Source organism: Variovorax frigidus (assembly GCF_051216515.1).
In the GTDB taxonomy this organism is placed as follows: domain Bacteria; phylum Pseudomonadota; class Gammaproteobacteria; order Burkholderiales; family Burkholderiaceae_C; genus Variovorax.
Map to the genome: position 1 here is coordinate 830650 of NZ_JBPJZF010000001.1, position 20861 is coordinate 851510.

General features: G+C 66.6%; 18 protein-coding genes. 5 read left to right on the plus strand and 13 right to left on the minus strand.

Features of this window, described 5'->3' with window-relative positions; all coding sequences use genetic code 11:
* Positions 1-6 precede the first annotated feature (6 nt).
* Complete coding sequence (locus tag ACSFBC_RS03935) at positions 7-891, minus strand: LysR family transcriptional regulator (RefSeq protein ID WP_435508990.1); 885 nt, start codon at positions 889-891, stop codon at positions 7-9.
* An 88-nt stretch (positions 892-979) separates the two neighbouring features.
* On the opposite strand from ACSFBC_RS03935, the gene ACSFBC_RS03940 reads away from it, so the two are divergent.
* A complete protein-coding gene (locus ACSFBC_RS03940; protein WP_435508991.1) occupies positions 980-2041 on the plus strand; it encodes an NAD(P)H-dependent flavin oxidoreductase in 1062 nt (353 codons plus the stop codon).
* A gap of 18 nt (positions 2042-2059) precedes the next feature.
* Here the strand turns inward: ACSFBC_RS03940 and ACSFBC_RS03945 are convergent, their stop codons facing one another.
* The 6 genes from ACSFBC_RS03945 to ACSFBC_RS03970 all read right to left on the minus strand — a co-directional run bounded on the left by ACSFBC_RS03945 (position 2060) and on the right by ACSFBC_RS03970 (position 8530).
* A complete protein-coding gene (locus tag ACSFBC_RS03945; protein ID WP_435509261.1) occupies positions 2060-2338 on the minus strand; it encodes a DUF3325 family protein in 279 nt (92 codons plus the stop codon).
* Positions 2338-3894: a PepSY-associated TM helix domain-containing protein gene (locus tag ACSFBC_RS03950; protein ID WP_435508992.1), complete on the minus strand. Its 1557-nt coding sequence runs from the start codon at positions 3892-3894 to the stop codon at positions 2338-2340. Before ACSFBC_RS03950 ends, ACSFBC_RS03945 begins: the two co-directional genes overlap by 1 nt.
* 34 nt (positions 3895-3928) lie before the next feature.
* Positions 3929-4174, minus strand: a complete 246-nt coding sequence (locus ACSFBC_RS03955) for a DUF3649 domain-containing protein (RefSeq protein ID WP_435508993.1) — start codon at positions 4172-4174, stop codon at positions 3929-3931.
* Between the two features lie 46 nt (positions 4175-4220).
* Positions 4221-6620, minus strand: a complete 2400-nt coding sequence (locus ACSFBC_RS03960; protein WP_435508994.1) for a TonB-dependent siderophore receptor — start codon at positions 6618-6620, stop codon at positions 4221-4223.
* Positions 6621-6751: 131 nt separating this feature from the next.
* Positions 6752-7909 (minus strand): FecR family protein, encoded by a 1158-nt coding sequence (locus ACSFBC_RS03965; RefSeq protein WP_435508995.1) that lies wholly within the window; start codon positions 7907-7909, stop codon positions 6752-6754.
* Positions 7910-7993: 84 nt separating this feature from the next.
* Positions 7994-8530: a sigma-70 family RNA polymerase sigma factor gene (locus tag ACSFBC_RS03970; protein ID WP_435509262.1), complete on the minus strand. Its 537-nt coding sequence runs from the start codon at positions 8528-8530 to the stop codon at positions 7994-7996.
* A 283-nt stretch (positions 8531-8813) separates the two neighbouring features.
* Between ACSFBC_RS03970 and ACSFBC_RS03975 the strand changes: the two genes are divergently transcribed.
* Positions 8814-9839 (plus strand): hypothetical protein, encoded by a 1026-nt coding sequence (locus ACSFBC_RS03975; protein ID WP_435508996.1) that lies wholly within the window; start codon positions 8814-8816, stop codon positions 9837-9839.
* Positions 9840-9858: 19 nt separating this feature from the next.
* Here the strand turns inward: ACSFBC_RS03975 and ACSFBC_RS03980 are convergent, their stop codons facing one another.
* On the minus strand, positions 9859-10770 hold the full coding sequence (locus tag ACSFBC_RS03980; RefSeq protein WP_435508997.1) for a LysR family transcriptional regulator: 912 nt from the start codon (positions 10768-10770) through the stop codon (positions 9859-9861).
* Positions 10771-10879: 109 nt separating this feature from the next.
* Here ACSFBC_RS03980 and ACSFBC_RS03985 point away from each other — a divergent pair, with 109 nt between their 5' ends.
* Positions 10880-12196 (plus strand): SGNH/GDSL hydrolase family protein, encoded by a 1317-nt coding sequence (locus tag ACSFBC_RS03985; RefSeq protein WP_435508998.1) that lies wholly within the window; start codon positions 10880-10882, stop codon positions 12194-12196.
* A 3-nt stretch (positions 12197-12199) separates the two neighbouring features.
* On the plus strand, positions 12200-13339 hold the full coding sequence (locus ACSFBC_RS03990) for an alkene reductase (RefSeq protein ID WP_435508999.1): 1140 nt from the start codon (positions 12200-12202) through the stop codon (positions 13337-13339).
* A 193-nt stretch (positions 13340-13532) separates the two neighbouring features.
* On the opposite strand, the gene ACSFBC_RS03995 is transcribed toward ACSFBC_RS03990, so the two are convergent.
* The 4 genes from ACSFBC_RS03995 to ACSFBC_RS04010 all read right to left on the minus strand — a co-directional run bounded on the left by ACSFBC_RS03995 (position 13533) and on the right by ACSFBC_RS04010 (position 15493).
* The gene (locus ACSFBC_RS03995) at positions 13533-13967 is read right to left on the minus strand and encodes a hypothetical protein (protein WP_435509000.1); all 435 of its coding nucleotides are present in this window, start codon (positions 13965-13967) and stop codon (positions 13533-13535) included.
* Positions 13964-14311, minus strand: coding sequence for an EndoU domain-containing protein (locus ACSFBC_RS04000; RefSeq protein WP_435509001.1), 348 nt, complete (start codon positions 14309-14311; stop codon positions 13964-13966). Before ACSFBC_RS04000 ends, ACSFBC_RS03995 begins: the two co-directional genes overlap by 4 nt.
* 232 nt (positions 14312-14543) lie before the next feature.
* Entirely contained in the window at positions 14544-14867 is a 324-nt protein-coding gene (locus ACSFBC_RS04005; RefSeq protein ID WP_435509002.1) for a hypothetical protein, read from the minus strand.
* Entirely contained in the window at positions 14864-15493 is a 630-nt protein-coding gene (locus tag ACSFBC_RS04010) for a hypothetical protein (protein WP_435509003.1), read from the minus strand. Before ACSFBC_RS04010 ends, ACSFBC_RS04005 begins: the two co-directional genes overlap by 4 nt.
* 211 nt (positions 15494-15704) lie before the next feature.
* Between ACSFBC_RS04010 and ACSFBC_RS04015 the strand changes: the two genes are divergently transcribed.
* A protein-coding gene (locus ACSFBC_RS04015) for an IS3 family transposase (RefSeq protein ID WP_435509004.1) occupies positions 15705-16948 on the plus strand; the annotation gives its coding sequence in 2 pieces (ribosomal slippage) (positions 15705-16002 and positions 16002-16948; 1245 coding nt in all).
* Here ACSFBC_RS04015 and ACSFBC_RS04020 read toward each other — a convergent pair.
* Positions 16918-20511, minus strand: a complete 3594-nt coding sequence (locus ACSFBC_RS04020; protein ID WP_435509005.1) for a DUF637 domain-containing protein — start codon at positions 20509-20511, stop codon at positions 16918-16920. The two genes, ACSFBC_RS04015 and ACSFBC_RS04020, sit on opposite strands and share 31 nt — an antisense overlap.
* Positions 20512-20861 lie beyond the last annotated feature (350 nt).

The following is a 20861-nucleotide window of genomic DNA, read 5'->3' on the forward strand; positions in this document are numbered from 1 at the left end:
GTGCACCTAGCGCCGCGGCGCGGCGAACAGTCCGCGCAATGCCTCGAAGGCCGGCGTCTCGTAGCCCTGGCGCCAGACCAGCAACGTGTCGATCTTCATGATCGGCAACTCGCGCATGCCCTTGGGCTTGCCCATCAGCGCGATCACGCTGCGCGGCATGAGGCTCACGCACTCGCCCGAGGCCACGCAGGCGAGCATGCCGTGGTAGGAGCCCATCTCCTGCACATCGAGCGGCGGCGCAGCCGGGCCCCGTTCCAGCAGACGCTCGGTGATCGCGCGGTAGGTGCAACCGGTCGTGAATGCGGCAACCGACCGGATCGTCACGTCCTCCGCGCGCCTGACAGGCGCATGGCCGGCGGGAAGCAGCAGCACCAGCTCTTCCTTGAACACCGTTGCCGAGGCCAGGCCGAGCGCCGCCAGGTCGATCGCTGCATCGCCTTCGGCCACCGGAGGCAGCGCGACGAATGCGCCATCCAGGATTCGGTCGTGCACCGCCGCGACCAACTGGCGCGACGGGCCGTCGGACAGGCGCAGCCGGACCTTCGGGAACTGGCGGTGATAGGACGCCAGCGGTTCGGGCAGGCGGCTCGCGGCGGTGCTTTCCATCGAACCGATGCGCAGCACGCCCGCGGGCTCCGCGGGGTGCAGCACCTGGCGCGCCTCCTCGGCCAGCGCCAGCAGGGCCTTGGCGTAGTGCAGGAAGCGCTCGCCCTGCGGCGACAGCGCCATGCGCTTGTTGTCGCGCAGGAAGAGCGCCACGCCCAGTTCTTCCTCGAGCTGCTGCACCCGTGTCGTGACATTGGACTGGACCCGGCCCAGGCGCTGGGCGGCACGGGTCACGCTCAGCTCCTCGGCCACCGCGCAAAATATCTCCAGGGTCGCGTGTTCCACATCATTCCTTGAAAGAGATGTATAAAATCAACTTGTTCTCTTATTGAGATCATACAGTCCGACGTCATCGCATCCAAGGACCCTCGACATGCAAGCCTCCAACGCGCTCGCGCGACTCCACATCCCGCTTCCCATCGTGCAGGCCCCGATGGCCGGCGTCTCCACCCCGGAGATGGCCGCCGCGGTGTCGAACGCCGGCGCGCTCGGCTCGGTGGCCCTGGGCGCCGGCGCGCCCGCGCAGGCCCGGGCCCTGATCGCGGCCACGCGCGCGCTGACCGACAAGCCCTTCAACGTCAACCTGTTCTGCCACCGGCCCGCCGTCGCCGACCCGGTCCGCGAGGCGGCCTGGCTCGCATTGCTGCGCCCACGCTTCGAGGAATTCGGCGCCACACCGCCGACCGGCCTGACGGAGATCTACAAGAGCTTCACGGTCGACCGCGAGATGCTCGACATGCTGCTGGCCGAACGCCCGGCCGTGGTGAGCTTCCATTTCGGCCTCCCGCCGCAGGCCTGGATCGACGCGCTGCACGGCGAAGGCATCGTGCTGGCCGCCTGCGCCACCTCGCTGGAGGAAGCCGCGCAGATCGAGGCCGCCGGCATCGACTGGATCGTCGCGCAGGGCTACGAGGCCGGCGGCCATCGCGGCGTGTTCGATCCCGAACAGGGCGACCCGCAGATCGGCACCTTCGCACTCGTCCGCGCGATCGCGCGCCGTTCGAAGCTGCCGGTGATCGCGGCCGGCGGCATCATGGACGGCCAGGGCATCGCCGCCGCACTGCAACTCGGTGCCTCGGCCGTGCAGATGGGCACGGCCTTTCTGCTGTGCCCGGAATCGTCGGCCAACGCGGCCTACCGCACGGCCCTGAAGTCTGCGCCCCGGACGGCCGTGACCGCCACGCTCTCGGGCCGCGCCGCGCGCGGCATTCCCAACCGCCTCTACCTCGACGCGGACGCCCAGGCGCTGGCCACGCTGCCCGACTACCCGATCGCCTACGACGCCGCGAAGGCGCTGACTGCCGCGGCCGTCGCCAAGGGCAACAGCGACTTCGCCGCGCAGTGGGCGGGGCAAGGGGTGTCGATGGTTCGCGAACTGCCTGCCGGAGAACTGATCGCGGTGCTGGCGGAGGAATGGCGGGCGGCGGGCCGCTGAAACGCGGCCTCGCTCAGGCTACGGCGTCCGCCTGCGTGCACGCCGGGCAAGCACGCCGATGACCGCCAGGGCCGACGGCGCCACCCAGCCCAGCCACAGCAGCACGCCCTGCGATCCGCCGCTGTCGGTCACGGCGCACGCCAAGGAAGAAGCGATTCCGGCAATGCCGAGAGCGCGCAGCATCGACCGTGCGAGGCCGCCACGCCAACGGCGCGGCAGGTGTTCGTGATGCCTGTCCATGGCGAGCGCCCATGCGGCGAGACCGAGCAGCAGCAAGGCCGGCACCCACAACGCCATCAGCACGGTGCAGCCCTCGCCTGCCCTCGCCGCACAGCCCAGGCGACGCCGGCGAACGCAGCGCCGATGGCGAGCGCGGCCAGGTCGAAGCCGGCCATGACCGCGTCGTGATCGGTCAGTGATTGCACCAGGCCGCGCGAGGTGGTCAAGGCATTGAGCACAGGCAGCGAGGCGAAGACGATGGCTGCAAGAAGGGCCTGCTCTTTCCACGCGCTCCGGGGTGGGCGAAGCCCGGCCCACAGGCACATCAGCAGCCAGACGCCGAACAAGCTGTGCACCTCCCATTCGGCGCGGTGGGCGATGTCGACGGGCAGCAGCCGATTGGCCCAGAAATAGGCGCCGATGGCCACCGGCAAGCCGATGACCACGGCGACGTTCAACCGCTCCACCAGGCGCAGGCCGATGTGGGGCACGCCCCGATGCCGTTCGACGCGCTGCCTGCGCTTGACGGACCAGAGCACCAGCCCCGTCGCGATCATCACCGCGCCCAGCAGGCCCGACAGCACATAGAGCGACCGCAGGATCGGCGCCGCGAACATGCCTTCGTGCAGGCCCAGCATCAAATCCCGAAAGGCCTTGGGGCCCGATTGCCACGCGTCTCGCTGCGTGAGCAGTTCGCCGCTCACGCCGTCGTAGACCAGGATGTCCGTGGCGCGCAGCGGGCCGGCGGCAAAGTTGCCGACGACATGGATGCGGGCGTTGGCATCGTTGGGGTTCTCGAAAGTCAGCGTGGCGACCGGCTTCGTGCCCCATCGCTGCTGCGCGTCGTGCAGCACACGGTCCAGCGGCACGCGCGGGGCGGACCGGCCAGCGCTGCGGCTCGGCGCCAGCGGCGGGAACACCTCGTTCAGGAAGGCCTCCTGCTTCGCTTCGCCCGGTCCGTACCACGGGGTCACGACCAGCGGCATGAACGAAAACATCAGAAAGACCAGCCCCGAGTAGGTGATCATCAGCTGGAAAGGCAGCGTCACGACGCTCGCCACGTTGTGCGCGTCGAGCCAGGAGCGCTGCCCCTTGCCGGGACGGAAGGTGAAGAAGTCCGCAAGGATCTTCTTGTGCACGACGATGCCGGTGACCAGTGCGATCAGCAGCACTAGCGTCGCGATGCCCACGATCCACTCGCTGGCCAGCGCCGGCAGGTAGTGCAGCCGCCAATGCATCTGGTAGAGCGTCTGGCCGCCGGCCGTGTCGCGCGTCGCGATGGGTCGACCCGAAACGGGATCGAGGTAGGCCGTACCCGACGCATCGGGCGGCGCACCGCGCGCCGCCTGCCAGGACACGCGCAGATGAGGCTCGTTGCGATCGATGGGCAGCGTGATGTTCCAACGCCTTGCCTGCGCGGCATGGTCCTGCAGATAGCGCAGCGCCTGCAGGATCGCGGGCGCGTCGGACGAAGCACGTCGGGCGACCGGCAGTTCGGGCCGCATCCAGCGATCGATCTCGGTGTCGAGGTAGCCGACGGTGCCGGTGACGAAGATGAAGTACAGGACCCAGCCGAACAGCAGGCCCAGCCAGGTGTGCAGCCATGCCATGGACTGCCGGAATTGCTCTTTCATCGCCGCTCCGCCGTCGCGTGCAAGGGCCCGCGCATCACAGCAGCGTCCATGCGACCAGCGCGCTCAGCAAGGTCGGCAGCCCGAGCCCGAGCCATGCGGACGCGGCACTGCGGGCCGCGAAGGCCCACATCACCGCGCCCGTGTAGACCACGAAGCTCAGTGGCATCGCGACCAGCACGGCATCGGCGCGCGGCATGGCGCCGAAGCCGGACTCGACGAGCGCGACGATGGCCGTGGACAGGGTGGTCGCGAGTGCATAGCCGCCGACCGCGGCGGCCACGCATCGCGAGAGAACGCCCCAGCGCGCAGACCGCACCGCCGACGCTTCAGAAGTCCGCCGACACGGACACCAGCAGCGTGCGGGGTGCGCCGATCGTCAGGCCTTCACGCGCCGCGGACTGCCAGTAGTTCTTGTCCCCCACGTTCTCGAGGGTGGCGCGGACCGTGATCGGCACGTTGCCGGTGACGAAGCGATAGCGCGCCCCGAGGTCGAAGCGCGTCCAGCCCGGGATCTGCTGCGTGTTGCCGACGTCCACGTACTGCGCGCTGGTGCGCAGCGCGCGGGCGGTGAAGCTCAGGCCGGGCAGGAAGGGGGCGTCCCATTCGCCGGCGACGTTGAGCTGGAACTTCGGCGTCGCGGGCGCGGTGCGGCCATTGTTCTCGCCGCCCTCGGTGCGCGTCAGCACGCCCTCGGTGTAGGCGAAGCCGGCCAGCAGGCGCACGCCGCGCGCGGCCTCGCCCTGGGTGATGAGTTCGACGCCCCGGTTGCGCTGTTGGCCGTCGGCGCTGAAGCGCAGGGTCGCCGGATCGAGGAAGCTGCTGGCGCGTTCGATCTGGAACACGCTCAGCGTGGTGGCGAAACGGCCGAAATCGTACTTCGCGCCGAGCTCGATCTGCTTGGCCTTGGTCGGCGGGAACACCTCGCCGGCGTTGGAGGCGCCCGACGGTGCGGTCGGGCCCTGGCTCAAGCCTTCGATGTAGTTGCCGTAGATCGAAAAGACGTCGCTCGCCTTCACCACCAGCGCGGCCACCGGCGTGACGGCGGACTTGTCGTAGTGCGCGTTGCGGTTGCCGCTCGCGGCATCGAAGCCCGAGGTCTCGACCTGCTGGTGGCGTGCGCCGAGCGTCAGCTGGATGCGCCGGTCGCTGGAGAAAATGGTGTCCGCCACCGCCACGCTGCGCAGCTTCGTTTCGGCCACCTTCGGGATGTACGCATCGACCGTGATGTGGGGCTGCGCAATGTCGGCCGGCTGGTAGAGATTGGAGAAGATGAAGGCCCCGTTCTGCCGGCGCGTGCCCTGCTCGGAATTCAGGGTGCTCACGCTCACCACCGCTTCATGGCGCAGCGACCCGGTCGCGAACTTGCCGCGCAGGCCGGCCTCCGCGGTCTGGGTGTCGACCTCTTCGTTGAGCCGCGCGGGGCGCCCGGCGATCGCACCGAGGCTGTCCTGCATCAGCCAGCTGGTCTGCAGGCTCCTGAAGTCGTAGCGCATCGCACCGACGGCGCCGAAGGCGGTCAGGTTCGGTGCCAGGTCCACTTCGGCGCGCACCATGGCCGAGAGTTCCTTCGACTTCCAGTAGGTCCACGCCGGCAGGAAGTTGGTCCTGGCGTCGGGCGCGGGGCCGATGGCCGTGCCCGCTTCCGGCGGGAACAACAGGCCGCTGCGCGCATGCGTGAGCCGGTTCTGGTAGCTCAGGTCGGCCTCCAGACGCACGCGGTCGCCCTGGTAGTCGACGCCCAGCGTGAAGGCGTCGAGCTCTTCCTTGGAATGATCGACCGGCGTGTCGCCCGAGCGCTTGAGGATGTTGGCGCGCACGCCCCATCGCTGGTCCTCGCCGAGGCGGCGTGCAATGTCGAACTGCGTGCCGAACTGGCCATCGTCCATGTACGACAGCGTCACGCGATTGAGCGGCTCGATGCCGGCCCGCTTCGGCACGAGATTGATCGAGCCGCCGACCGAACCGGCAGGCGCCATGCCGTTGAGCAGGGCATTCGGTCCCCGCAGCACTTCGACGCGCTCGATGCCGATCAAGGAGCTGGCGTTGCGCGGGGAGATGCCGTAGAGCCCGTTGAAGGACACGTCGTAGTTGAACAGCGTGAAGCCGCGGATGTTGAATTCATCCCGGCCGGCGCCGCGCGAGTAGGTGTTGCGCACCGAGGGGTCGTTGACCAGCACGTCGCCCAGGTTCTGTGCCTGCTGGTCCTCGATCAGTTGCGCGGTGTACTGCGTGGCGCTGAACGGCGTGTCCAGCATGTCCCGGTCGCCCAGCAGGCCGATTCGCCCGCCGCGTGCCACCTGCCCGCCCGCATAGGGCCCCGGCGAGCGGGTGGCGGATTCGGTCACCTCGACCACCGGCAGGCTCGGTGCACCCGAGCGGCCGGCGAGTGCCGGCCGCACCAGCACCGAGGAACCGTCCACCATGGCCTCGAGGCCGCTGCCGGCCAGCATCCGGTCCAGCGCCTGCTGCGTCGTCCAACGACCCGACACCGCCGGTGCCGACTTGCCGGCCACCAGGGCCGACGGGAAACTCATCTGCAGATTGGCCAGGCGGGCCAGTTCGTTGAGCGCCTGTCCGAGCGGCTGCGCGGGGATCGAGAACGCCATGGCGCTGGCCGTCGTCGCGCCGCTCTGGGCATGCGCGGAAGGTGCGAGACCGGCGACGAAGATCGCGGTGATGGCGGCTGCCAGGGTCAGCGGGGCAGGATTGAAACGCGCGGCGCGCATAGATCGGGAACTCCTCGGTCGTTGGTCGTTGTCAGGCGGCCGCCACGGGAGCGCTCGCCTGGTCCTACCGCTGTAGACGCATCAGCCCGAAGCAAACCTCAGGTCGAAAACCGGGGATTCGAAAAAAATCTTCAGGGCTTGCGCAGCACGATCTCGGTGACCTCGCCCTGCGGCACCAGCCGCACGGGCAGCACCAGCGGAAGCGACTCGGCGAAGCGTCCGAATTGCTGCAGGCTGTAGCTGCCGCCGACCGGCAGCCTGGCGACGGCCGGGTCCCGGATGACCAGGCCGGTGCTGCGATAGCGCTCGAACTCGGCCAGGGCCTGGGCCAGCGGCGTGTGGTCGAAGCTGATGCGTCCGCTGCGCCACGAAGCGATGGCCGCGGGCGCGATGCGGGTCACGGGTCCGAGGTGGCCGGCGTCGTCGCCCACCAGCATCTGGCCGGCCGCGAGTTCGACCGGCGCATCGCTCGGTTCGGCGCGCGTTGCATCGTCCAGACGTTCGTCGTCGCCGGACGCTGCGCGGCTCACGCGCACCTGCCCCTCCTCCACCGCGACCACGGTCCGGCCGGCGTCCAGGCCCGACGCCGTGTGCCGCACGGAGAAGCGCGTGCCGACCACGACGATGTGCAGATTGCCGGCCCACACGTGGAAGGGGCGTTCCTTGTCGGCATGGACCGAGAACAGCGCCTGGCCGTCCTGCAGACGGACCTCGCGCCGATCGCGGAACAGCCGCGCTTCCAGGCGGGTGGCGGTGTCGAGTTGCAGCGTGCTGCCGCGCGCCGGATCGTCGGGAAGCGTGACCACGGTCTGCTGACCGCGTTCGCTGGCGAAGGCCTGCTCGAAGGTCGGCAGTGCCTGCCAGCGCGCCCATCCCATCCAGCCGCCACCGACCACAGCCACCACCAGCACGGCGACGGCCGCGGGCGCGATCAACGGGCCCAAGCCGAGCCGCCAGCCGCGCAGCGCGGGCCGGGGCTGGCGCGCGCTGCCGTGCGCCGAAGCGCCGCGCGTGGGCGCCGCTTGCCGCAGGCCGCGACGCAGCGCGGCAATCTCGTCGCCGGGCAGTTGCCGGAGCTGCCCCACCGTGGCCGCCATGTCCTCGAGGGCTGCGGCGTGCCGGGGGTCCGCATCGCGCCAGGCCTGCAGCGCGGCCTCGCCATCGGCATCGAGGCCGTTGCGTCGGCGGGCGGCCCAGGTCGCGGCCTCGAGATCGAGCGCGTCCGGTGCGCGCGCGTGCGCATCGACCCCGGGGGCAGCGGCATCGCGATCGGAAGGGGGCGAGATCATGGGGATGGAGAAAACGTCAGCGCTCGAGACTGTAGACGCACGAGGGGTGCCGATTCCTCAGCTTCCTCAGCTTGCGTCGTCGAATCAGAACTTCCACGGGGTCGGCGCCCGGTCGCGGGCGGGCTCGTCCTGGTCCTGGAGGCGGCGTTCGCACAGCTTGCACGCCAGCATGCCCCGCACGACGTGCTTCTCGACCATGCTGACCGAGATGCCCATGCGCTGGGCGACTTGCGCATGGGTGAGCTCGTCGAAGATGTGCAGCACGAAGGCTTCGCGACAGCGCGGGGGCAGGCCCTCGATGGCACCGACATACGCGCGCAGCACCTGCTGCGAGGCCAACGCGCCCTCGGGCTGCAGGGCGTGCGGCGCAGCGGGTTGCTCGTCCTCCGGGAACGCGTCCAGGCTGTCATGGCGACGCACTTCCGCGCGCCGGTGCCGGTCGACCAGCAGGTTGCGCGCGGTGCGATAGAGCAAGGCCCGGACATCGAGGATGCTGCGCCCGGAATGCTGGACGGCCAGCACACGGGCGTAGCTCTCCTGCGCCAGGTCGGCCGCCGTGTCGCGGTCGTTCACCTGGCGATGCAGAAAGTTCAGCAGTTCGCGGTAATAGCGCTCCAGCAAGGCACACCCCATGGCGGCTTGACCGGCTGCGCAACCGACGTTGCAAAGCAGTGAGAGCCGACCCCGACCAGAATAATAAGAATTGTTCTTATTATCATCCAGGCGCTCGGGCCGGCCTTGTGAGACGTCAGGACGCATCGGCTTCGCTGTTGACTGACATCAGTTCAGCACTCGCGTCGCTAGGGTGGCGCATGACCAAAGAACATTCGAATTCTCAGGGGCGTACGCAGCCCCTGTGGACAGCCCGCCGGCGTACGACATGAGAGCCCTTTCGAGAACTTTGATGGGCGCGGCCGCAGGCGTGCTGGTCGCATGCGGCGGTGGCGGTGGCGGCGGTGGCGATCCCGGGGCTCCGGCCCCCGTTGCGGATGCACCGGCCGATCCGGCTCCGCCTCTCGGCAGCACGCTCCAGATGACGGCTGCCGCACCGACCTATCCGTCCGGCTCAGGTGAACGGGAAGCCTTCAACTACCTTCAAGCGGCTCGAACCGGCTGCGGTTTCGGTGCGCTCCACCAGCAAGCGAAGCTCGACACGGCGTCCCTGGCCCACGTGAACTACCTGCTCGAAGAATCGAGCGCCACGAATCTGACCATCGGGCACCTCGAAACCCCTGCGAACGCATTCTTCACGGGCACCCGCCCGCAGGATCGGGCCGCAGCCGCGGGCTATGGCGACAACGTGAGCGAGATCCTGTCGGCCAAGGTCAGGACCTTCGCTTCGAACGATCCAGGCCAGGAGCCGACCGCTGCGGCCTTCGGCCTGCTGGCGATGCGGGGTCTGCTGAACACCGTCGCGCACCTCTCCGATGCGATGAACGGCTCACGCAGCGTCGGCCTGGCCGACAACAGCCGGAACTTCACCTCGATGCAGAGAGGCTACGCCCTCACGACGGTCCAGTACCGCTTCGGCGCACTCCTCGGCGCGCAGGAAGGAACGCAGTTGCTGGGTGCCGGCAATGTCGCCCACTATCCCTGCGCGGCCACGCAGGGCGCCGAGTACGCCTTCGCACCGGCCACCGAAATCCCGAACCCCTTCCCCGCCATCACGGACACGGCGGTGCGGGTCGGGCCACCGATCTACCTGCGTGCCGACGCCGGCGCGTTGCTCGAGGTCGACAGCTTCGGCATGACAACCTCGGCAGGTGCCCCAGTGCCGGTGCGCACCGACGTCGGCCCGATCCAGGGCCACGAGTTCTTCATGGTGCCGCGCGAGCCGCTTCAACCCGCGGCGCTCTACACCGTCCACTTCAAGGGGTCGGCGAACGGGCAGGCCTTCGATCGGAGCTTCAGCTTCAGGACGCGGAGTTGATCGCCCGGCGTACGCCGCATCAGCGCGCCCCGATATCGACCCGCTCGGCGAGGAAGTCCAGAAAGGACCGTACGCGCAGCGGCAGGTAGCCGCCTTGGCCGACGAACACGGCGTGGACCTCTTCCACATCGCCCGGATTGAAATCCTCGAGCACCGCCACCAGGCGGCCCGCAGCGAGGTCCTCGCGGACCTGGAAGGCGGCCAGGCGCGCCAGGCCCAGGCCGGCGAGCGCCAGGCGGCGCAGCGCCTCGCCGTCGCTGGCCTGTGCATTGCCGGTGACCGGCACCACGGTGTCTTCGCCGTCGTGTCGCAGCGGCCAGCCAGGCCGGGCGCGCGCGTAGTTGGCCCCCAGACGGTTGTGTCGCAGCAGGGCGTCCGGCGTCGCCGGGGTGCCGTGGCGCGTCAGGTAGCCGGGCGCGCCGACGATCACCATGCGCGTCTCGCCCAGCTTGCGCGCCATCAGGCTCGAGCTCTTGAGCGGGCCGGCGCGCACCGCCACGTCGGTGCGCTGCTCCAGGATATCGATGACTTCGTCGGTCAGCACGATGTCCAGGGTCACGTCCGGATGCAGGTGCAGAAATGCCGGCGCGAGGGGCAGCAGGAAATGATGGCCGAAAGGCACATTCGCGTTCACCCGCAGCCGTCCGCGCGGTGCTGCCTGGGCGCTGGCGCAACGCTCCGCTTCGTCCAGGTCGGCCAGCAGGCGCACGCCACGCTCGTAGAAGACACAGCCCTCGGGCGTGAGCTGCAGCTGTCGCGTTGAACGGTTCACCAGGCGCGTGCCGAGCCGCTGCTCCATGCGGGAAATCAGCTTGCTGACCGCCGACGGCGTCATCCCGCAGGCGCGGGCAGCGGCGGAGAAACCACCCCCTTCGATGACCCGCACGAACACCTCCAGTTCGCCAGATCGGTTGACTTCCAGTCGCGCCATGGGACCTCCTTGATGACTTCGATTCACAGATGTTTTGCCGAGGCCCAGTCTATTCGGCCTGCGTCTTTGAATTCATCATTCAAGTACAAACCGCCACTGAAGTCATCTCATGCAGATCCTTTCGAAATCATCGGCCGCAGCGATGCTGGCCCTCGCACTGACCGCCTGCGCGTCCATTTCCGCCGTCGCGGAGCCTGCCAAGCCCACTTGGGTCAGCACGTGGAGCGCCAGTCCGCAACCGGTCTGGGGGTCGGACTTCCTGTTTCCCACCAACATGCCGGCCGGACTGCGCGACCAGACCCTGCGCCAGGTGGCACGGGTCAGCCTCGGCGGGCCGCGCGTGCGCATCGTGTTGTCCAACGCCTATGGGCGCCAGCCCCTCACCGTGGGCAGGACCACGCTCGCCCGGCCGCTGACCCACGGCGCGGTCATCGCCGACAGTCTGCGCAGCGTGACCTTCGGTGGGCGGGCGTCGGCGACCATCCCGCCAGGCGCATCCCTGCTCAGCGACCCGATCGCGTTGCCCGTCACCGCCCTGGAACAGCTCGCCGTGAGCCTGTACCTGCCGGAAGAAGTACCGCTGAGCACCTTCCACTGGGACGGCCGCCAGACCGGCTGGATCGTCGCCGGCGACCAGACGATGGCGCCGGCCCTCCAGATGGAGGCACCTGCGGCCCGGAGCACGACGGCACGCGCGCTTCTGGTGGGCATCCAGGTCGAGGCCGCAGCGCCGGCACGCGCGGTCGCGGTGATCGGCGACTCGATCACCGATGGCGCCACCGCCAGCCTCGACCAGGACACCCGCTGGCCGGACTTCCTGGCCGCGCGCCTGGCGCCGCATGGCGTGGCCGTCGTCAATGCCGGCATTTCCGGCGCACGCCTGTTGTCCGACGGCATGGGCGTCAATGCACTGGCCCGGTTCGAGCGCGACGTGCTGGCGCAACCCGGCGTGCAAAGCGTCGTCGTGCTGCTGGGCATCAACGACATCGCCTGGCCGGGCACGGCCTTCGCACCCGCAAGCCCGCCGCTCACACTGGAGGCGCTGACGGCGGGCTATCGGCAACTGGTCGAACAGGCGCACAGCCGCGGCGTGCGCGTGATCGGCGCGACCCTCACGCCGTTCGAGGGCGCCCTGCCCGGCACGCCACTGGACAACTACTACCAGCCCGGCAAGGACCGGCTGCGCCGGCAGGTCAACGAGTGGATCCGCACCAGCGGCGTGTTCGATGCCGTGATCGATTTCGATGCGGTGCTGCGCGATCCCGCCCATCCCGCTCGCATGGCCTCGCACTTCGATTCCGGCGACCGGCTGCATCCCGGCGACGAAGGCCATCGCGCGATGGCCGAAGCCGTGGACCTCGAGGCCCTGCTGCCAAAGCTCGGCGCTCGCATCGACGTCGTGCCGACGACCTCGAAGGCGCGCTGAACCATGCTGTTCTCACCGTACCGCCTGGGCAAGCTGGAACTGCCCCATCGCATCGTCATGCCGCCCATGACCCGCTCGCGCGCGGGTGCCGGCAACGTGCCCACTGCGCTGATGGCGGCGTATTACGCCCAACGCGCCTCGGCCGGACTGATCGTCAGCGAAGGCACGCAGATCAGCCCGCAAGGTCAGGGCTATGCCTGGACACCCGGCATTCACAGCGCCGAACAGGTGGCCGGCTGGCGCGTCGTCACCGATGCCGTGCATGCGGCGGGCGGCCGCATCTTCGCGCAACTGTGGCACGTGGGCCGGGTGTCGCACGTCTCGCTGCAACCGGACGGCGCGGCGCCGGTGTCTTCGTCGCCCCTGAGTGCCGAAGGCGTCAAGGTCTTCATCGACCCCGACGGAACAGGCCCGCAGGCCGGCGTCGGCCGCATGGTGCAGCACTCGGTGCCACGCGCCCTGTCCGAAGTCGAGATCGCGCAGGTGGTGCAGGACTTCGCCGCGGCCGCGCGCCATGCGCTCGCGGCGGGCTTCGATGGCGTCGAACTGCACGCAGCCAACGGCTACCTCCTCAACCAGTTCATCGACTCCCAGGCCAACACCCGCACCGACGGCTATGGCGGCACCCTGCCCAGGCGGCTGCGCTTCCTGCGCGAAGTCGCGGCCGCCGTGGTGGCGGTGGTGGGGCGCGAGCGCATCGGCGTGCGGTTGGCGCCGCTGACCACCCTGCAGGGCGCGGTCGACGATACCCCCGAGTCCACCTACCTGGCCGCGGCCAAGGTGCTCGACGAGATCGGTGTGGCCTACATCCACATCGCCGAAGCCGACTGGGAGGATGCGCCTGAGATGTCGGCGACGTTCAAGGAAGCACTGCGCCTGATCTATGGCGGCACGTTGATCTATGCCGGCCACTACACCGCCGCACGCGCCGAGGTGGCCTTGCGCAACGGCTGGGCAGACCTGATCGCCTTCGGCCGGCCCTTCATCGCCAACCCGGATCTGCCCGAGCGCCTGCGTCACGGCTCGCCGCTGAACGCGCCGGACGCAAGCCGCTTCTTCGGCGGCGGGGCGGCGGGCTATACCGACTATCCGCTCGGCCCGCAGGCATCTCTGGATGGCACGCGGAAAGAGAAAGGCGTTTGACCCAGGGTGTCCGGGCGCCACGCGGCGTCAAGCGTGCAATGGGTGCTGGAGCTGCTTTGTTCGTTGACGGCATCGATGCCGCTGACCGTGGCGCCTTTGACTGTGACGTCTTTCTTGGCATCGATCTGCACGCTACGCAGCGCAGCGCTCTGTTCGCCCATCAGCAACATACCTGCAGCGGCTGAAATCGACCTTAGAACTCCGGGAACTCGACCTCGATGGGCTTACGTTCAGGATCGCTCAAGAACCGAAGGTAGGTCTGCACCGCCAACTTGAACTGCGACAGGGTGACGTCGCCGCCTTCGCCTTGGCTGTAGAGGCCCTCGAACCAAACCTTGTCGCGCGTGATGTTGATGACCCAGGCATTGCCGTCGACATCGGCCAGATCGAGTTCGCCAGACTCGACTTTACGGACCCAGTCCATAACGCAGGCGACGCCTCGCGGACTCTGAATGTCCCCCATGATTGCATCGCACATCATCTGAAATGGAGGTAGGCATGCCTTCCAACGCGGAAGGATTGTTACTGGCCCAGGTTCAGTAACTTCAATCCAGCAGCTTTTCCACCGCTTGCTGGGGTCAGCATCGGCGATCATTTCAATCATCGTAGCTCGGAGTACGGCGTTCATGGTTTTCCTGTTGGATAAAAAGTGGTGCGATTCGCGTTGGTGAATCCTTCGATCGTGATACCACTTGGAGTGACGGCTCTCCACTTTTGAGCAGACAAAACCGTCCTATTTCTAAAACCCTCAGTCACTTCATAAGTGATACGCGCCTCCGACCAAGACGGCGGGAAGAAGGTTGAGATATTTCGCTTGTCCACCCACGATAGCGAAGCTCCATCCCACACCTGGACCGGCGCCTCGTAAGTCCCATTGGCATTCCGAGTGATGACCGCTCCCGGCGCGATGCGCGCCTCGCCATTGGCCTGCTGCTGTGCCGCTGCCACCGATGATCCGGCTGCCGACTTCATCGCTCTCGCTGCTGCGCCGGTAGATTTTCGGATCCCAGGTGATGTCCTGGCTGTTCGAGGTCTCGCCCGTGCCGAACTTGACGTCGCAGTCCGCGTGCACCTTCGTGTAGCTGCCCTCGCCGGTATTGGAGAGGATGGCGCCGATGATGTTCACGATGCGCCCGCCCAGGTTGTCGATGTTGTTGATCGCAAGGGCCACCAACTATCCAGCTAGTTTGGTAACGTGGCGCGCCTATCTCCACAGCGCGCCACCAGGGCATGACTCCCCATAGAACCAAGTTCCATCACTCAACTCATGCTCCTCCAGTGGAAACGATGTGACGAACTGGTCAATCTGCTCATCGACACCCCCCTGAAGCAGGCTCCGACTCTTGAAATCGAGTAATTGAATTTTTCCTTCTTCAATCAGTCTTCTGAGCGTGTCTAGGAACTGACTTTGCTTCGCCTGAAAGCTCCCATCGTGATTGGCCACCCAGGCCCAAACAGCGCTAAGCTCCTGGCCCTCACACCAGTAGCACATCTGCTCAAATTCTTCGTCACTCAGCATATAACTCACTTCAATTTTATCTCGTAGTTATTGGCGCGATTGGAAGGATTCAATGCTCCAAGCTGAGCATTGCCTTTGACCTCAATAGTCCAACGACTAATGTTGGAAGTCGACACCGATCTCAGATTAACAATGGTTCCATCTGCCATTCTGGCGCTCCAGACATTTGGAGGATTTCCCGAAACAGGCGTCAGTACAGCTCCATTGATGAAATCGTTCACATACGCTCTAGCCTGTGCCTCCAGCTGTGCATCGGAAAGGTTGGATGTATTAAAAACCTTCGTTGTTCCCGCACGATTCCCTTCCGGGGTCGCCGTATAGGCTTTTCCATTCAATGAAATGGAATTTCCTCGCTCTTCCTTAGAGAAGAGATCGAACAACTCTTTTTGACGTGCTTGCGACCCCAAGGCTCTCGTCGAGAAGACTGCGCCTGCTACCAGACTTCCTGCACGAAGCACGCCCGCTACCGCCAGAGTCGTAGAGGCTAATGCTCCTTGCGCTGATGCACTGTTGCCCACGGCCCAACCCATCGCTATCTTGCTAAGCGCTCCCTCCCCGGGATTACTCTCAGTGCCATCTCCTACGATTCGAGCCCGGATCCACTCGGCCGCATTCGTCAGGTCTCCAACGCTCATGTTCGGTACCGCTCCGGCCACGAAACTTGTGCGATACGCATCGTAGATCTGTGCTGCACTGTACTTTCCGCCTGACGCATCCGCCTGCTTGCGTGCCCATGTCCAAATTGAGCTGGCCCCTTGAATGACAGGACACGGTCTATCGCTTATCTTTGAAGATAGGAGTAGGACTGTGAGTACGACTAGGAATACGGATACCGTCGAAGTGATCATGAGGGACCAGCGCCGCAGGCGCTGGTCCCTCACAGAGAAGGCCGCACTGGTTCGCCGAAGCTACGAACCGGGCATGAGCGTGTCGCTGGTTGCACGTCAGGAAGGCGTTGCCGCCAGCTTGTTGTTCCAGTGGCGCAAGCTGGAGCGTCAGGGAGCGTTGACTGCGGTCTCCGCTGGTGAGGCCGTGGTGCCTGCCTCCGAGCTCGCTGCCGCGCGTGCCGAGATTGCCAAGTTGCAGCGCGTGCTTGGCAAGAAGACCCTGGAGAACGAAATCCTCAAGGAAGCCGTGGAGTACGCCGCCGAAAAAAAGTGGATTGCGCGCTCGCCCTTGCTGGACGGGGACGGCCAGTGAAGGCTGTCTGCCAGGCCCTGGGGTTGGCGCGCTCGAATGTTCATCGCCTGCGGATCCGCCCAGAGAACTGGATCGACGCCCGCACACAAAGACCGGTGAACGTCAGCGACGCCACGCTGCTCGACGAGATCAAGGCGCAGATCACCGAGTTGCCGACCTACGGCTACCGACGCGCCTGCGCATTGGTGAACCGGCATCGAGCCAACTCCGGCGCTGCGCGCGTGAACGCCAAGCGCGTCTACCGCGTGATGGCGGGCCACGCGTTGCTGTTGCCAAAGGCACCCCGACGGCGCCAGTCCAGCCGGCCTCACGAGGGGAAAGTGGCGGTCGCGCACAGCGACGTGCGCTGGTGCTCGGACGGCTTCGAGATCAAGTGCGACTCGGGTCAGACCGTGACGGCAACCTTCACCAAGGACTGCTGCGACCGCGAAATCCTGGCCTTCCGGGCTTGGGAGGGCAAGGGGCTGCCGGGCGAACCGGTGCGTGAGATGCTCATCGAAGCCGTGGTAAAGCGCTTCGGCGACATCGATGGCATCCCCCAGACTCACACCTTGGAGTTCCTGTCGGACAACGGAGGCGCGTACATCGCGGCCGAGACCCGGCAGATCGCTCGACAACTGGGCCTGAAGCCGGTGAACACGCCTGTGTGCAGCCCCCAGAGCAACGGCATGGCCGAGAGCTTCGTCAACACCTTCAAGCGCGACTACGTCAGCCGCATGGACCTGGCCAACGCGAGAACGGTGATGGCGCAGATGGCCGCGGCCTTCGAGCACTTCAATGAGGTGCACCCGCACTCGGCATTGAAGATGAAATCACCCAGGGAGTTCAGGCAGCATCGCGCTGCCCAACAGCGTCTTGCTCACATCGAGCAGGCGCTACATTGCGAATAGCCCGTGTCCTGAAATACGGGGGCAAGATCACAAATATCCTCATCGGCCGGAAGATAGCTGGCTGACGCAGCAGCATAATCAGCTCGAACGCCATCGCACACTGCGCTTCGCACGCCCGAACAAGCGTTCAACGCCACCGTCGTTTCGTTGTCTTTGAGCAGCAAGCCGGCCAATTCCTCAAGTTGACTTGCAGAGCAACTCTCTTTGCACTGCTCTGCTAGTGCACGCATTCGCACGGCATCTGGATGATTTAAGTAGTTGTTCGCCGCCGCATTCGCCGCCGCCTGGCTAGCGAGGTTGATGTCCGCCGCACTGCCACCCGCAGCCGCGGCAGCGACCCCACCCATCATGGCCGCGAGTTGCACGGTGTCGATGTTGCGGCCGTAGAGTTCGGCGGCCGCCTCGCCCACCGCCGCGCCCAATGCACCGGGGCCACAGCCCGAGCCATTGCCAGCCTTCGCAGCACCGGCCATGCAGCCCGCAATGGCATGCGCCACCTTGTTGGTGAAGTCGTCGATGAGACCCTTCTGCGTCCAGGTCCCGATCGCGTTGGCCGCCTGCGCCGCCAAGGTGTCGATGAATGCCGTCTTCAGGCTGTTCTTGAGGTTGTCTTCCAGGCTGCCGCCATTGATCGCCGTGCCGATCAGTGCCTTCGCGGCTGCGCCCTGTATGTTTTGTCCGAGTTGGGTCAGGAACTGCTCGGTGCCACCGCCCACTGTCGGCAGGCCGGTCGGGTTCAGGTTCAAGCCCCCGAGCACGCCGCCCGTGGCGATGGCCGTCAGCAGGTTCTTCACGTTGGCGCTGCTGCCCAGTTCGTGCAGCGTGGCGCCCAGGTCGCCTCGGTTGTTGATCAAGGCGACCGCGACCTGGCTGGCCAGCGCCGACAGCCCCGCGGTCACCGCACCGCTGACCACGGTGGAGACGGTCGCGCCCGCTCCTGTGAAGAACGCGCCGCCGCCGACCAGCGGTACACCCTCGCCCAGACCGATCGCTGCGGCGTTGCCCGCCGTATTGCCGGCCGCCCCTGCCGGCCCCACCGCGAAGTACGCCGCCACCAGCGTCACGATCGCCGCCCCTTCGGGCGTGAGGCCCTGCTGCTTGTAGTCCCACTGGCGGTGTGCTTCTTCGACCTTGACCCAGTCGACCTTGCCCTGCAGCTTCGGGTCTTCGTTGAGTTGCTTCACCCAGCCCATGCCGGGTTGTTGGGCCAAGGCCTCGACGCTGTCCCGGGCGCCCAGGCCGGCCTGGACGCTGTTCACCGGCGTGGCCAATTCGCCCACGTTGAGCTTCGCGTAGTGGGTCTGCTCGTCGCTGCTGCCCTTGCCCTGCGTCTTCTGCCACATCAGGTCGCGGCCTGCGCTGGTGTGGCTCTGGTCTTCCTTCGTGGTCTGCGTGGCCAGCACGAGCTGGTCTGCCTCGAGCGTGAGCTTGCCGGGCGTGTTGACGGTGATCGCACCAAGCGTGAGCGTGCCCTTGTTGCCATCCTTGTCGACCGCCAGGAGGTTGACGTTGGTGCCGTTGAGGGAGGTGCCTGCCAGGCTGGTGCGCTGGCCCGCATCGGTGTCGGTGCGCTTGGCGTTCAGGCCCGTTCCGGGGTCGCGCCACCAGGTCTCGGTGCCGAGGTTCAGGTTTTTTTCGTAATGGGTGCTGGAGCTGCTTTGTTCGTTGACCGCATCGATGACGCTGACCGTGGCGCCCTTGACGGTGACGTCCTTCTTGGCATTGACCTGCACGCCGCGCAGCGCTGCACCCTGTTCGCCCAGCACCAACACACCGCCGTTCTTGCTTTCGATGGTGGTGGGTGCGGCGGTGTTGCTGTAGGAGGAACTTGCATCGCGGCGCTCGTTCTTCTGCGGCACGACCACGGGAAGGCTGCCGCCACTGAATCCGAAGCCGCTGCGCTTCTCGCTGGTCTCGCGGCTCTGGCTGCGCAGGTCGCGCGACTCGTGCAGATCGAGCGTGCCCTGCGCATGCACCAGCACGCCTTCGTCACCGCGGATGTGCACACCTTCGCCGGTGATGTTGCCGTTGGCCGTGATCGAGCTGAGGTTGCCGCCGAAGCTGCTGCCGTGGCTGATCGATTCGTCCGCGGTGGTGCGGCTGGTGAGGGTCTTCTTGCTGAAGGTGCCGCGGAGGGTGCTCTCGTGTGCATCGTCCACGCTGCGCGTACTGCGGCCCACCTGCATGTCGATGTTGCCGTCGGCGTGTACCGAGAGCAGGCCACCGGTTTCGAGCGCGGCCTGTCGCGCCACGATGTTGCGGTCGGCATCGACGATCACGCTACTGCCCGTGCCGCTGCCGCCGATGATCCGGCTGCCGACTTCGTCGCTCTCGCTGCTGCGCCGATAGTTCTTCGCATCCCAGGTGATGTCCTGGCTGTTCGAGGTCTCGACCGTGCCGAGCTTGACATCGCGGTCCGCGTGCACCTTCGTATAGCTGCCTTCGCCAGTGTTGGAGAGGACAGCCCCCACGATGTTCACGTCGTTGCCTGCAGAAGCAATCAAGGTCCCGCCCGGATTCGTCACATACAACCCCGCCACCCGGTCCAGGTTCGTGCGGCTGCCCTGCGCGCTGGTCTGCGTGCTGGTGGTGCTGCGGATGTTGATGTCGTGCCCGGCCGTGAGCACGGCCGCGTTGCGCGCCTCGATGCTGCCGCCGATGTTGTCGAGGTCGTTGCGTGCGGCGATGCCCACGCTGTCGCCCACGATGCGACCGCCGAGGTTCTTCACGTTGTCGGCATGGATCGACACGAGCTTGCGACCCGCGATCGTGCCGGTGTTGACCAGGTCGCCCAGGCCCTTGTCGTCTTCGCCGCCTTTGACGCCGACGGTCTTCCCGGACAGCAGCGCGCCGCTGCCGTCGATGTCGCCGGGCCTGACGCGCACGTACACCTGCGGCACCAGCACGCGCTGGGTGCTGCCGTCGGGCAGGGTCACGGTCTGCTCGACCAGCCAGACGATGTCGCTGGTGAGCTGTGCCATCTGCGCGGCACTCAGCGCAATGCCGGGGCGCAGGCCGTACTGCTGGGCGAAGGTGGCGCCTGCGTTCATCAGCGCGATGTACTGCGCCTCGTCGTTGCCGAAGCCTTCGAGATAGCGGTAGCCGGTGAGCTGCGCGATCTGTTCGCGGATCAGCTTCTGTTCGTAGAAGCCGTCACCCAGGCGCTTGAGCGTGTTGTTCGGGTCCAGGCCCAGGGCTTTGAACAGGTAGTCGCTGCTCAGCCAGTTTCGATAGCCCGCGAAGCGCGGATCGGTCTCGACCAGGTAGCGGCCATCGTTGCCCGTGCGGAACAGGCTGGCCGAGGGCGCGCGCGTGTCGGGCGTGCTGGTGCGCACGACCATGGGCCCATCGCCGCGCACCGCACCCGAGCCATCGGCCGCCGCGCCGCCCGGGGCAGTGACGTTGGCCGGCACCTCGGTGAAGGTGCGGCCTCGGCCCGAGGCGGTGCCGGTGCCCGCGCCGCTGGCAGGATCCCCGACGGCGACCGCCTCGGACGCGGGCGGCTTGCCATGCTGGGTCGCCTCGGTGTTTCCCTCGTAGCGCCAGCCGGGCAGGGTATTCACTTGACATCCGCAATAAGTTAATTCATCCTTTTTGGGTATTGCTAATTTTTCGCATTCAAGCTGGAAATATTTTTGATGTATTCGGCTTTGTAGCGCTCTATTGCGAGAGGATTTGAATCCTCATAGCCAAACTGAACCCCGCATCGAGGGCAAAGTTCAAAAGAAGGGGACTGGCCGTCGACACCCCAAGGAAACATCGGTGCACAATCAAATCCACAGATTCGGCATAACGAAAAATCATCATTCATTTTGAGTTCCAAAAATCGAGATTTGTAGGGTGTCCATGAACTGCGGGATCAGGTCTAAACATGGTTTTCGGAACGCCATCCGCGGTTCGCACAGCAAACGTA